At 62.0% G+C, this 12497-nt stretch carries 12 protein-coding genes; 5 read left to right on the plus strand and 7 right to left on the minus strand.

The features are described from left to right. Window positions 1-152: 152 nt before the first annotated feature. Entirely contained in the window at window positions 153-2333 is a 2181-nt protein-coding gene (locus WFM45_RS19220; protein WP_213929233.1) for a carbon starvation CstA family protein, read from the minus strand. A 436-nt stretch (window positions 2334-2769) separates the two neighbouring features. Here WFM45_RS19220 and sfnG point away from each other — a divergent pair, with 436 nt between their 5' ends. Next, window positions 2770-3864, plus strand: coding sequence for a dimethylsulfone monooxygenase SfnG (gene sfnG / locus WFM45_RS19225; RefSeq protein WP_336956903.1), 1095 nt, complete (start codon window positions 2770-2772; stop codon window positions 3862-3864). A gap of 2 nt (window positions 3865-3866) precedes the next feature. On the opposite strand, the gene WFM45_RS19230 is transcribed toward sfnG, so the two are convergent. From WFM45_RS19230 to WFM45_RS19240, 3 genes are read right to left on the minus strand one after another with little or no spacing between them, the layout of a single operon-like run. After that, entirely contained in the window at window positions 3867-4556 is a 690-nt protein-coding gene (locus tag WFM45_RS19230) for a trehalose-6-phosphate synthase (protein WP_103085897.1), read from the minus strand. Window positions 4557-4569: 13 nt separating this feature from the next. Continuing rightward, window positions 4570-4980, minus strand: a complete 411-nt coding sequence (locus WFM45_RS19235; protein ID WP_033631690.1) for a GNAT family N-acetyltransferase — start codon at window positions 4978-4980, stop codon at window positions 4570-4572. A gap of 32 nt (window positions 4981-5012) precedes the next feature. Next, window positions 5013-6383: a glutamine synthetase family protein gene (locus WFM45_RS19240; RefSeq protein WP_172575124.1), complete on the minus strand. Its 1371-nt coding sequence runs from the start codon at window positions 6381-6383 to the stop codon at window positions 5013-5015. 236 nt (window positions 6384-6619) lie between these two features. Between WFM45_RS19240 and WFM45_RS19245 the strand changes: the two genes are divergently transcribed. Then, window positions 6620-6919 carry a hypothetical protein gene (locus WFM45_RS19245; RefSeq protein WP_048325950.1) on the plus strand — a complete coding sequence of 100 codons (300 nt, stop codon included), beginning with the start codon at window positions 6620-6622 and terminating at the stop codon, window positions 6917-6919. A gap of 424 nt (window positions 6920-7343) precedes the next feature. On the opposite strand, the gene WFM45_RS19250 is transcribed toward WFM45_RS19245, so the two are convergent. The 3 genes from WFM45_RS19250 to WFM45_RS19260 form a co-directional block, all read right to left on the minus strand. Further along, the gene (locus WFM45_RS19250; protein ID WP_370531232.1) at window positions 7344-7742 is read right to left on the minus strand and encodes a hypothetical protein; all 399 of its coding nucleotides are present in this window, start codon (window positions 7740-7742) and stop codon (window positions 7344-7346) included. Continuing rightward, window positions 7739-8743, minus strand: a complete 1005-nt coding sequence (locus WFM45_RS19255) for a hypothetical protein (RefSeq protein WP_103085900.1) — start codon at window positions 8741-8743, stop codon at window positions 7739-7741. The genes WFM45_RS19250 and WFM45_RS19255 overlap by 4 nt, the downstream gene beginning before the upstream one ends. Window positions 8744-8851: 108 nt before the next feature. Beyond that, on the minus strand, window positions 8852-9751 hold the full coding sequence (locus tag WFM45_RS19260; protein WP_311265671.1) for a LysR family transcriptional regulator: 900 nt from the start codon (window positions 9749-9751) through the stop codon (window positions 8852-8854). Window positions 9752-9919: 168 nt separating this feature from the next. Here WFM45_RS19260 and WFM45_RS19265 point away from each other — a divergent pair, with 168 nt between their 5' ends. From WFM45_RS19265 to WFM45_RS19275, 3 genes are read left to right on the plus strand one after another with little or no spacing between them, the layout of a single operon-like run. Then, window positions 9920-10618: a CoA transferase subunit A gene (locus tag WFM45_RS19265; RefSeq protein WP_004933280.1), complete on the plus strand. Its 699-nt coding sequence runs from the start codon at window positions 9920-9922 to the stop codon at window positions 10616-10618. An 11-nt stretch (window positions 10619-10629) separates the two neighbouring features. Continuing rightward, on the plus strand, window positions 10630-11283 hold the full coding sequence (locus tag WFM45_RS19270) for a CoA transferase subunit B (protein ID WP_015376496.1): 654 nt from the start codon (window positions 10630-10632) through the stop codon (window positions 11281-11283). 14 nt (window positions 11284-11297) lie between these two features. Beyond that, window positions 11298-12482, plus strand: coding sequence for an acetyl-CoA C-acetyltransferase (locus WFM45_RS19275; RefSeq protein ID WP_336956912.1), 1185 nt, complete (start codon window positions 11298-11300; stop codon window positions 12480-12482). Window positions 12483-12497 lie beyond the last annotated feature (15 nt).

Raw genomic sequence — 12497 nt, forward strand, 5'->3', positions numbered from 1 at the left:
GGGGATGGGGTTCCCGCAGGGATGCCCCACCTCCGGGTCGCCCCGGGTATCTCGATTGCATCGCGCCGCACGCCTGGCGTCTTGCGATGCGCAGGCCGTGCGGCTTTGGGTACTACTTAATGCTTATTATGCAGGGTATCCGTTAAATCACATCAATGCTGGGTCGAAACTTTGACCTCCCCCTCAGTTACGCCGTCGGCGGGCGCGGCCTGCGGCACCGGCACGTAAGGCGTTTCCTGGTCGGTGCGTTTCGGGTTCTTGTGCGCCGCTATCGCGGTTTTCACCCCGTAGAAGATGATGCTGTACACCACCAGCAGGAACAGAATGCTCAGCCCGGCGTTGGTGTAGTTGTTCACCACGATGTGGTTCATGTTGGCGATCTGCTGGGCGCTCAGCTCGGCGCCGCCCTCGGCGATCTTGCGCTTGTACTCGCCGGCCAGGAAGAAGAAGCCTTCCAGCTGTGGGTTGTCGCTGAACAGCTTCAGGCCCAGCGCGTAGGTGGTGCAGATCAGCAGCCACACCGCCGGCAGCACGGTCACCCAGATGTATTGGGTGCGCTTCATTTTAATCAGCACCACGGTGCCCAGCACCAGCGCCACGGCGGCCAGCATCTGGTTGGAGATGCCGAACAGCGGCCACAGGCTCTTCACGCCGCCGAGCGGATCCACCACGCCCTGATACAGCAGGTAGCCCCACAGCCCGACGCAGCCGGCGGTGCCGATGATGCCGGCCACCAGCGAGTCGGTTTTCTTCAGGAACGGCACGAAGTTGCCCAGCAGATCCTGCAGCATAAAGCGGCCGGAGCGGGTGCCGGCGTCCAGCGCGGTCAGGATGAACAGCGCCTCGAACAGAATGCCGAAGTGATACCAGAAGCCCATGTTGGCGCCCGGAATGATCTGGTGGAACACGTGGGCGATGCCCACCGCCAGCGTTGGCGCGCCGCCGGCGCGGTTCAGCACCGAAGGTTCGCCGATGTCGGTGGCGGTCTGCAGGATCTGTTCCGGGCTGATGACGAAGCCCCAGGAGCTGACCGCCGCCGCCGCGTGCACGGTCACGTCCTTCAGCGAAGCCATGATCATCGGCGCGTCTTCGGTGCCCAGGCGGTGCAGATCCGGCATGGTGATGCCCAGCGCCGCCGGCGGGGTGTTCATGGCGAAGTACAGGCCCGGCTCGATGATGGACGCCGCCACCAGCGCCATGATGGCGACGAAGGACTCCATCAGCATTGCGCCGTAGCCGATAAAGCGCGCGTCGGTCTCATTGGCCAGCAGCTTCGGCGTGGTGCCGGAGGCGATCAGCGCATGGAAGCCGGAGACCGCGCCGCAGGCGATGGTGATGAACAGGAACGGGAACAGGGTGCCTTTCCACACCGGGCCGGTGCCGTCAACGAACTGGGTCACCGCCGGCATTTTCAGCTCAGGGTTGAGGATCACGATGCCGATCGCCAGCCCGACGATCACGCCGATTTTCAGGAAGGTGGCCAGGTAGTCGCGCGGCGCCAGGATCAGCCACACCGGCAGCAGGGCGGAGACAAAGGCGTAGCCGATCAGCGTGAAGGTGATGGTGGTGTCTTTAAAGGTCAGCGCCGGGCCCCAGTACGGGTCGTGCGCCACCACGCCGCCGAACCAGATGGCGGCCACCAGCAGCACGATGCCGATGATTGACACTTCACCCACGCGGCCGGGGCGCAGATAGCGCATGTAGATGCCCATAAACAGCGCGATCGGCACGGTGGAGCAGACGGTGAACACGCCCCACGGGCTTTCCGCCAGCGCTTTCACCACGATCAGCGCCAGCACCGCCAGGATGATGATCATGATCAGGAAGCAGCCGAATAGCGCGATGGTGCCCGGTATCGGCCCCATCTCTTTTTTGATGATCTCACCGAGCGAGGCGCCGTTGCGGCGCGAGGAGATGAACAGCACCATAAAGTCCTGCACCGCCCCCGCCAGCACCACGCCGCCAAGCAGCCACAGCGTGCCGGGCAGGTAGCCGACCTGCGCGGCCAGCACCGGCCCCACCAGCGGCCCGGCGCCGGCGATGGCGGCGAAGTGGTGGCCGAACAGCACGTTCTTGTTGGTCGGCACGTAGTTGAGGCCGTCGTTGTTGACCACCGCCGGGGTGGCGCGGCCGGCGTCCAGCTTCATCACCCTGGTGGCGATGTACAGGCTGTAGTAGCGGTAGGCCACCAGATACACCGCCACCGAAGCGACGACGATCCACAGCGCGCTGATGTGTTCGCCGCGGCGCAGCGCCACCACGCCGAGGCAGGCTGCGCCGAGTATCCCCAGCAGCATCCACGGAATGTGCTTTAAAATCCCCTCTCGTTTCATGAGGTATCCTTAATTCCAGTCTGCAAAATATGAATGAACTCATCCGCTTGTAAGAGATGTCAGAGTGGCGCGGTGAGCCGTAGCGTCTTTCCCGAGGTAAGGCGGGTTTAGGAACAGCTCATCATCGCCGGGGGTAAGGGGGGAAGACAGGCGTATTTCGCTCAGCGGTCAGATCCGCCGGGTGAACGGTTGGATTGGCGGGGTAAGCGGTTTGCTGCATAACCAACAGCCGCCCGCCAGCCGCTGTTGCCAATGCAGCACCCGCTTTAACCCGCCGGCTTTAAACCCTCGGTTTATCAGCCAGATGCCTTAACGCGGCGGTTGGCACGCATTCTGCTATCGGATTTATAACCAAAACATGGTTTTCAATATTTGTAAATCGATAATGGTTATATGCGTGCCGCATCACGGCGCCAACGAGCAGAGGGAGAGAAGCATGTCAGCAGCAAACCACTCGCAGCAGCCTATTCAGTTCGCCTACTGGGTGCCGAACGTCTCCGGCGGTCTGGTGATCAGCAACATCCCGCAGCGCACCGGTTGGGACATCGGCTATAACCGCAAGCTGGCGCAGATTGCCGAGCGCGCCGGTTTCGACTACGCGCTTACCCAGATCCGCTTCACCGCCGGTTACGGCGCGGAGAACCAGCACGAATCGGTGTCGTTCTCACAGGCGCTGCTGGATTCCACCGAGAAACTGAAAGTGATCGCCGCACTGCTGCCGGGGCCGTGGAACCCCACGCTGGCGGCCAAGCAGATCGCCACCATCAGCCATCTTTCCAACGCGCGCATCGCGGTGAACATTGTCAGCGGCTGGTTCCGCGGCGAGTTCAAGGCCATCGGCGAGCCGTGGCTGGATCATGAGGAGCGCTACCTGCGCTCGGAAGAGTTTATCCGCTGCCTGCGCGGCATCTGGACTGAGCCCAGCTTCACCTTCGCCGGCGATTTTTATCGCTATCGCGACTACTCGCTGAAGCCCAAGCCGCTGGATCCGCTGCCGGAGATCTTCCAGGGCGGCAGCTCGCGGGCGGCGCGCGACATGGCGGCGCGGGTTTCGGACTGGTACTTCACCAACGGCAACAGCGTGGAGGGCATTCGCCAGCAGGTGGACGATCTGCAGACCAAGGCCAGGGCCAACCAGCACCGGGTCAAGGTGGGGGTGAACGGCTTCGTCATTGCCCGCGATACCGAGCAGGAAGCGCAGGCAGTGCTGCAGGAGATTATCGATCACGCCAACCCGGAGGCGGTGCAAGGATTCGGCCACGAGGTGAAGAACGCCGGGGCGGCCTCGCCCGAGGGCGAAGGCAACTGGGCCAAATCCTCGTTTGAGGATCTGGTGCAGTACAACGACGGCTTTAAAACCAACCTGATCGGCACGCCGCAGCAGATCGCCGAGCGCATCATCGCGTTAAAAGACGCCGGGGTGGATCTGCTGTTGCTGGCGTTTCTGCACTTCCAGGAAGAGGTGGAGTACTTCGGCCGCGAAGTGATCCCGCTGGTGCGCGAACTGGAGCGCCAGCGGGCGGCGGCCTGAGTTCAGTAAACCTGCCTGCCGTTGATGCCGGCGGGGAAAATGCCGGTGGCGAAGAGATGCCCGTTGGCCTGGATCTGGTCGTCGGGCAGCATCTCCAACGGGAACTCGCCTGACAGGCAGCTGAGAAAGGCGTTGCGATCGTCCGTGGTGGTAAAGCCGATCAGATCGTAGAACAGCAGCGAAGCGATCAGCTGACGATGTTCCGGGATGCGCCGCAGCAGCGCCGCCGACGGGAACGGTAGGTGGAAGAAGAACGCGCAGGCATTCAGCAGCCCCTGCTCCTTCAACGCCTGGGCGCAGGGCAGCAGCTGGTAGTCGTCGATACAGACGATGTCGCCGGGGCACAGGTGCTCGCAGGCGATATCGGCGAAACGGCGATTCAGCTGCCGGTAGGCGCGGTAGTTTTCCGGCGTGAAGTGCGCCTTCTCCGGCTGGTTGTGGAATACCGGCCACAGGCCGTCGTGGTAGTAGCCCTGATAGTGGCGGCGAAACTCCTCGATCGACAGCGGGAAGGTCACCTGATCGTAACCGGCGCGTTGGCGGCAACTGATCGGGCGCTGCGCGAAATTCTGCACGTCGCCGTTCCAGCCGAGCCACAGCCCCGGTTCGGCGTCGGCCGCCAACGTCCGGCCGGCGCAGGCCAGATCCTTGCCGTCGCACTGTTTGTTGGAAATCAGCACCAAACGAGACATGGGGGTCTCCTTATCAGTGCAGGGCGCGCGGGGCGTGCGCCGCGCAGTCGGCGCGCCAGGGCGCTTGCAGCGCGGGCAGCGTGACGCGCAGGCCGCGCAATGCCGGATGCGCCAGACAGCAGCGCGTCAGCCAGCTTCCCAGCCCGACGCCGCGGTATTCGGCGCTGACGAACAGCTCGCTCACCGAGGCGAAGGTGGCGTAATCGGTCACCATGCGGGCGAAGCCGAGCTGGTGGCGTTTGCGGTACAGGCCAAAGCACAGGCCGTGGCGCGCCAGGCGCTCCGCCGCCGCCCGATCCGGCAGGCTGAGGAAACGCTGGATCGCTTCGATATCCAATAACTGCCGATCGGTGCTGATATGAAAAACGCCTTTGCGCCAGCAGAGCAGCGGCTGTACGGGGGCCAATTGCGGTTGCATGTTCATGATTATCCTTAGGTTAACGAATCAGTGGATGGTTACAGCATCCAGCCGAGTTCGGCGGCGGTGACCTGTTCCTCGAAGCGGCGCAGTTCGGCGCTTTTGCAGGTGTGCCACAGGGTGCAGAACGCCGGGCCGAGCAGTTCGCGCAGCGGATCGCTGTGGCGGAACAGCGCCAGCGCCTCCTGCTGGCCGAGCGGCAAGGGGGCGGCGTTGTCGCTTTCGCAGCCGTTGGCGGCGGGCGGCAGCGGCAGCGGGTGTTCCAGCCCGTGCAGCAGGCCGCCGAGCATCACCGCCAGCGCCAGATAGGGGTTGGCGTCGGCGCCGGCCAGGCGGTATTCGATGCGCTGATTGGCGCTGTCGGCGCAGGGCAGGCGCAGCGCCACCGTGCGATTGTTGTGGCCCCAGGAGGCGCGCAGCGGCACGTGCATGCCGGGGCGGAAGCGGCGAAACGCGTTGATGTTGGGCGCCAGGATCGCCATCGACGCCGGCATCAGCGCCAGCATGCCCGCCATCGCCTGTTGCATGTTGTCGCTCAGTTCGCCCGGCGCGCCGGTCAGCAGGTTCTCGCCGCGCTCGTTCTGCAGGCTGATGTGAAAATGCAGCCCGCTGCCGGCGGCATGGGCACAGGGCTTGGCCATAAAGCAGGCGTGCTGGTGATGTTGCTCGGCAATCTGCCGCGTCAGGCGTTTCAGCGCCATGATCTGGTCGCAGGCTTCCAGCACGCGCCGGCTGTGATGCAGGTTCAGCTCGTACTGGCCGGAGGCGGCTTCAGCCACCACGCCGGTCAGCGGCAGGCTTTGCAGCCGCGCGTGCCGTTCGATGTCGCTCAGCAGCGCATGGTGGCGCTCGGGCGCATCCACCGCGAAGCTCTGCGTCGGGCAAGCTTCCGACTCGGCGGGGCGCAGCGGATCCTGCAGGTAGAACTCCAGTTCGGCCGCCACCACCGGGAAGCAGTTGCGCTCGTGCAGGCGCTTCAGCACCCGTTGCAGCACCACGCGCGGCTCCAGCTCGCAGGCGCCGCCGTCGGCGTTTTGCATCGTCAGCAGCAGCTGGGCGTGGCGTTCGGGAGCGCGCGCGCAGGGGCGCAGCGTGCCGGGCACCGGCAGGCACAAGCGGTCAGGCTCGCCCGCCCGTTGCCCCAGCCCGCTTTCTTCAATCACCCGGCCGTGCAGATCCAGGGCGTAGATCGACAGCGGGAAGTAGCAGCCTTTTTCCAGCCCAAAGGCTTCGGCGATCGGCAGCCGCTTGCCGCGCAGCTGGCCGTTCAGATCGTGCAGATAAATATCCAGCTGTTCGGTATCCGGATAGCGCTGCAGATAGTGCTCCAGCTCTTTGCGGAAGGTGCGCGTCGGCGAAGCGGGCAGCTCCGCCAGCAGGGGATTGAACCCGATGATATTAGCATGCATGGCGCGCTCCAGAACGAAGACCGGTCACGGCCAGAGGCAGGGATAAACGCATGAGACAACTCTCTTGTGGGGCCATAGTGGCGATGTGAAAAGGGTATCTGCGGCGGCAAAAACTGTCTGTAAAAACGCCGTAACGTTAACGGGGCGCGGAATAAAAATGCCGTAAAGAGCGCGGCGGGTTGGCCGGGGCGGCACGGTCTATACTGGCGAGACGGGCCGTAGAAGGAGAGATAACGATGAAAAAAATAGGGCTGCTTATCGCCGCACTGGCCGCGTTCAACGCCACCGCGTCTTCCCCACAGGCGTGGGCCAAGAGCGAACAGGCGATGCGCGCCGCCTGCCTGAAAGCCAGCGGGCTAAAAAACGCCAGGGTGGAAGGGGAGATTATTCACTACGGTGACGACGTCGGCTATTCGGCGCTGTTTATCGGCGGGCGCTACCCGCAGCCGTTTATGAAAAACCAGCCGGGCAGGGAGCTGTGCTTATATCAGCGCGCCACGCAGAAGGCGGCGGTGCAGGCGGTGGAGGGGGATTAGACCGACTTCAGGAGATAGTTCAGGAGACACATGATGATTAAGAGTGATCCTTGTAACATTAATAATCTGAAATCATTACGGATCCAATTTTTTAACCTTGGTGATGAAGCTGCTCGAACGAAATCGTAGGTTTTGGGGCTTAGCCAAACGTTGCGAGTCAGTTTTAATTTCCGGTTGTTCAAAATCCAACGAAACCACTGGGCTTTTAGTGAAACACCGATGAAGTTAAGGTTGTCCGCTATCACGACAAAAAGTGGAACAGGGTGTTTACTCACCACATAGTGTTGATAAAAGAGATCAAACTCTTTTTTATGAAGTCGATAGTAAATAAATTGGATAATAGCGATAAGAAGGAAAAGAAAGAATAGTAATACCACTAAGAGTTTTATCTATTTTATGTAAGACTCAATATAATTGATCATTTTTATACGTTGATTTTGATGAGATAAATAAAAATACAGCCCACGGTGGTAATAATGGCTTCTACGAGCAAAAGTATAAAGTCCATCGCCAGCCACTTCTGTAGCTCAGGAGAGGCGTTTTTTTGCACGAAATCGTAGGTTTTCGCATCGAGCCAAACTTGATCCCTTATTTTTATTTTTTTCCTTTTCAGAATCCAAAGAAACCACTGTGCTTTCAATGAGGTTCCAAGCATGCCGAGGCTATCGGCAAAGGCGACGTAGGGCGGAATAAAATGTCCGCTGCCGGCGTAACGTTGATAGAAAGCATCAAACTCTTTTTTATGGCGACGGTAACCAATGAACTGGATGAAGGCGCTTAAAACCAGCAATATCAAACACGATATGACGATAAATTTCATCATTCACCTACCACTAACGTCGTCAAATAATCGGAACCCATGCCACCCAGTGTGGATCCTGCGGCGCCTCCTATAGCGGCTCCAGCGATACCACAAACGATCACACCTGTTCCTGCTGTTGCTGCACCCAACACAATTGAACAAGCTGCAATCGCAAGACCTGCACCTGCATTCCCTGCCCAAATTCCCGCCGCAGTACTTGCCGCAAAATGACTGTATCCCTTCACCGCAATCTTGGCGCACTCCTGTTCGCGACCGGTGGTGCAGGCGTTGTAGACGTCGTTGGTGGTATTCAGCCCACTCAATCCGATGCCGATCCAGCCGCCGGCTTTCATAAACTTGGCCGCCCGGCTGGCGCTGTCGACGTAGTTCGAATAACCCTTGATGGCGCCGACGCCGGCGGTGCTCCATTCATGCACCAGCGATTTACTGGAGAGCCCTAGCGCGTGTTTGATTTGCGCATACTCTTTCATATTGAGTTGAGCACGAGTAAGGCGATTCAGTAACGGTTTTAATGTACCGAACAGCCGCGCTCGTTCCACCTGAAACTGGGTGCCAATCAATGCGCCACTCGTGCGGAACTGATTTTGGTAGGTTTTTTCAATCTCAACCAGGATATTCTTGATCTGGCTGAAGTAGCGTTCTCCGGCATCCGAAGCCAGCCCGACAACCGTTTCCCCATAGCTGGTGAAGGCGGCGATAGCGGCGTAATTGCGGTGCAAGAAGGTGGAGAAATCGCTGTCACCGGCTTTCACCGCTTTGCTGGTGCGGCTCTTGGCCTGCATCAGGGCGGCGATCTGCGTAGATTGATTATGATTGCGCGGATCGGCGACGATCAGCATTTGCCCCGGTTGAACCAGCGGCGTATCGGCATTGAGCTGCATAAAAAAGCGTGCCGCTTCCGATGGCTTGCCACCGAACAGGTAGTTGGCATGGAAGGCGAGCGGGCCGGTTTGTTGGGCGATGCAATAGCCCGGTGCGATGCTGCTGGACTTCTGTTCCATGTCGAAAAGCCTCCTTATTTTTAGGAAACTTAACATTTTCTACAGGGTGGTAACAGCTTCTGGCTCACGCTCTCGATCGGAGAATCATCTGAAAATGCTGGTGCCGCCTTACCCGCCACTTCCCGCCATCTCCCGTTCGATTACCGTCGCCAGCGCCTGCGCGGCGGAAGAGAGTTGGTGCTGCGCCAGGCGGATCAGGCCCACGCGCCGTTCGATGATCGGGCCGATCAGCGACACGCACACCGCCCCCAGCTCATCCATCTGTCGCTCGCACAGCGCCGGCACCGCGCTGGCGCCGAGGCCGTTGGCCACCATGCGCCCGACCGTCACCAGCTGGTGGCTCTCAAACGCCACCTCCAGCGTTCGCCCGCTGCGGGCCAGTTCCTGCTCCAGCAGCAGCCGCACCGCCGATGGCCGCTGCAGGGTGATGAAATCCAGCGTCAGCAGCTCCTTCCAGCTCACCTGCGCCTTGCGCGCCAGCGCCGAATCCTTCGGCACCACCGCCAGAAAGCGATCGCGGCACAGCGGGGTGAAGTGCAGGGTGTCGCTCGGCTCCGGCTCGAAGGCGATGCCCATCTCCACCCGGCCTTCGCGGATCATTTCAAACACCTGCTCGTTGATGACGTCGTGCACCGCCACGTTGATGCCGGCGTAACGATCGCGAAACGCCTTAAGGATCGGCGGCAGCGGGTTGCCGGCGAACGACGGCATGGCGGCGATCGCCACCTTGCCCATCTGCAGGGTAAAGCGCTGGCGCATCGCCTCTTCCGCGTTATCCCAATCCGCCAGCAGCTGGCGCGCCATCGGGAAGAAGGTTTCTCCTTCCGGCGTCAGCGTCACCCGGCGGGTGGTGCGCAGCAGCAGCGGCCCGCCCAGCGCGTCTTCCAGCCCACGGATCGCCAGGCTGAGCGCCGGCTGAGAAATATTCAGCCGCTCGCTGGCCTGGGCGAAATTCAGAGTGTGAGCTACCGCTAAAAACGCGCGTAACTGTTTGATGCTCATTTTCATTTTGGTTGGCGTTAACTCTTTGTTAATTTTCGGTTAACGAGTGATTAATAAAAATTCTAAATGAATGCGGCATAAAAACAAAATTAACAAATCATTTTTGTGACCTGAAGATGCCCTCACGCAAGCCAGGGCATTTCGCCCTGCGCCGCAACATGCAGGGGCAACGATATGGCAGGGCTCGACAAACGCGTCGGCAGCTACCAGGAAGCGCTGGCAGGCCTGACGGACAACATGACGGTGCTGGCGGGCGGCTTTGGCCTGTGCGGCATCCCGGAAAACCTGATCGAAGAGATCCGCCGGCGCGGCGTGCGCGGGTTGACGGTGGTTTCCAACAACTGTGGCGTCGACGGGTTCGGCCTCGGGCGGCTGCTGGAAACCCATCAGATCCGCAAGGTGGTGGGATCGTACGTCGGTGAAAACGCGCTGTTCGAGCAGCAGGCGCTCAGCGGCGAGCTGGAGGTGGATCTCACGCCGCAGGGCACGCTGGCGGAGAAGATCCGCGCCGGCGGCGCCGGCATCCCGGCGTTCTTCACCGCCACCGGTTACGGCACGCCGATCGCCGAAGGCAAAGAGGTGCGCGAGTTCAACGGCCGCCCTTACATCATGGAAACCGCCATCACCGGCGATTTCGCCATCGTGAAAGGCTGGAAGGCCGATCACTTCGGCAACGTCATCTACCGTCACACCGCGCAGAACTTCAATCCGCTGATGGCGACCGCCGGGCGCATCACGGTGGTGGAAGTGGAAGAGATCGTCGCGCCGGGCGAGCTTGATCCGGCGGCGATCCACACCCCCGGCATCTACGTCGATCGGCTGATCCAGGGCACCTTCGAGAAGCGTATCGAACAACGCACCCTGCGGGCATAAGGAGAATTCGCATGCTTACCCGTGAACAAATGGCGCAGCGCGTGGCGCAAGAGCTGAGAGACGGTTACTACGTCAACCTGGGCATCGGCATCCCGACGCTGGTGGCCAACTACGTGCCGGCGGGCATGGACGTGATGCTGCAGTCGGAAAACGGCCTGCTGGGAATGGGCGAGTTCCCGACCGAGCAGCAGCTGGACGCCGACATGATCAACGCCGGCAAGCAGACGGTCACCGCGCGCCTCGGCGCGTCTATTTTCGATTCGGCGCAGTCGTTCGCCATGATCCGCGGTGGCCATGTCGATCTGACCGTGCTGGGGGCGTTTGAAGTGGACGTCGAGGGCAACATCGCCTCGTGGATGATCCCCGGCAAGATGGTCAAGGGCATGGGCGGCGCGATGGATCTGGTGGCGGGGGCGGAGAACATCATCGTGGTGATGACCCACGCCGCGAAGGGCGGCGAGTCCAAGCTGCTGCCGCGCTGCACGCTGCCGCTGACCGGCGCCCGCTGCATCCGCAAGGTATTGACCGATCTGGCCTACCTGGAAATTGAAGACGGCGCCTTCGTGCTGCGCGAACGCGCGCCGGGCGTCAGCGTGGCGGAGATTGTCGCCAAAACCGCCGGCCGGCTGATTGTGCCGGAGCAAGTGCCGGAAATGCGTTTCTGAGACGGGAGGTGAATGTGCAACAACGTGAAGTGGTGATCGTGGCGGCGACGCGCACGCCGGTCGGCAGTTTTCACGGCGCGCTGGCGCCGCTGACGGCGGTGGAACTGGGCGCGGCGGCGGTACAAGGGCTGCTGGCGCAAAGCGGCGTGGCGCCGCAGCAGATCGATGAAGTGATCCTCGGCCAGGTGCTGACCGCCGGCTGCGGGCAGAATCCGGCGCGCCAGACCGCGCTCAACGCCGGGCTGCCCGTTACGACGCCGGCGCTGACCATCAACAAGGTGTGCGGCTCCGGTTTGAAGGCGGTGCATCTGGCGGTGCAGGCGATCCGCAGCGGTGATGCCGAGGCGGTGATCGCCGGCGGCCAGGAGAGCATGAGCCAGTCGCCTTACCTGATGGCCGGCGCGCGCGCCGGTCTGCGCCTCGGTCACGCGCAGATGGTGGACAGCGTGATCCACGATGGCCTGTGGGACGCGTTCAACGACTATCACATGGGCATCACCGCCGAGAACCTGGCGGAGAAATACGCCATCAGCCGCGCCGAGCAGGACAGCTTTGCGCTGCGCTCGCAGCAGAAGGCGCTGGCGGCGCAGCAGGCCGGGCGTTTCGCGCAGGAGATCACGCCGGTGACGGTGCCGCAGCCGAAGGGCGAGGCGCTGCGGGTCGAGCGCGACCAACAGCCGCGCGACACCAGCCTGGATGCCCTGGCGCGGCTGCGGCCGGCGTTTCGCAAAGAGGGCACGGTGACCGCCGGCAACGCCTCGTCGCTCAACGACGGCGCCGCCGTGGTGCTGCTGATGAGCGCGGAAAAAGCCGCCGCGCTGCGTTTGCCGGTGCTGGCGCGCATCGCCGGTTACGCCTCGTCGGGCGTCGAACCGGCGATCATGGGCATCGGCCCGGCGCCGGCCGCGCGCCGCTGCCTGGAAAAAGCCGGTTGGCGGTTGGAGGAGGTCGATCTGATCGAAGCCAACGAAGCCTTCGCCGCGCAGGCGCTGGCGCTGGGTAAAGAACTGGGCTGGGAGGCGGAGCGGGTCAACGTCAACGGCGGAGCGATCGCGCTGGGGCATCCGATCGGCGCGTCCGGCTGTCGCATTTTGGTGTCGCTGCTGTTCGAAATGCAGCGCCGCGGGGTGAACAAGGGGCTGGCGATGCTGTGCATCGGCGGCGGGCAGGGGGTGGCGCTGGCGGTAGAGCGCCCGTAAACAACCGAGGAGGGC

Source organism: Serratia sp. KG1D, from assembly GCF_037150675.1.
GTDB lineage: Bacteria > Pseudomonadota > Gammaproteobacteria > Enterobacterales > Enterobacteriaceae > Serratia > Serratia nematodiphila.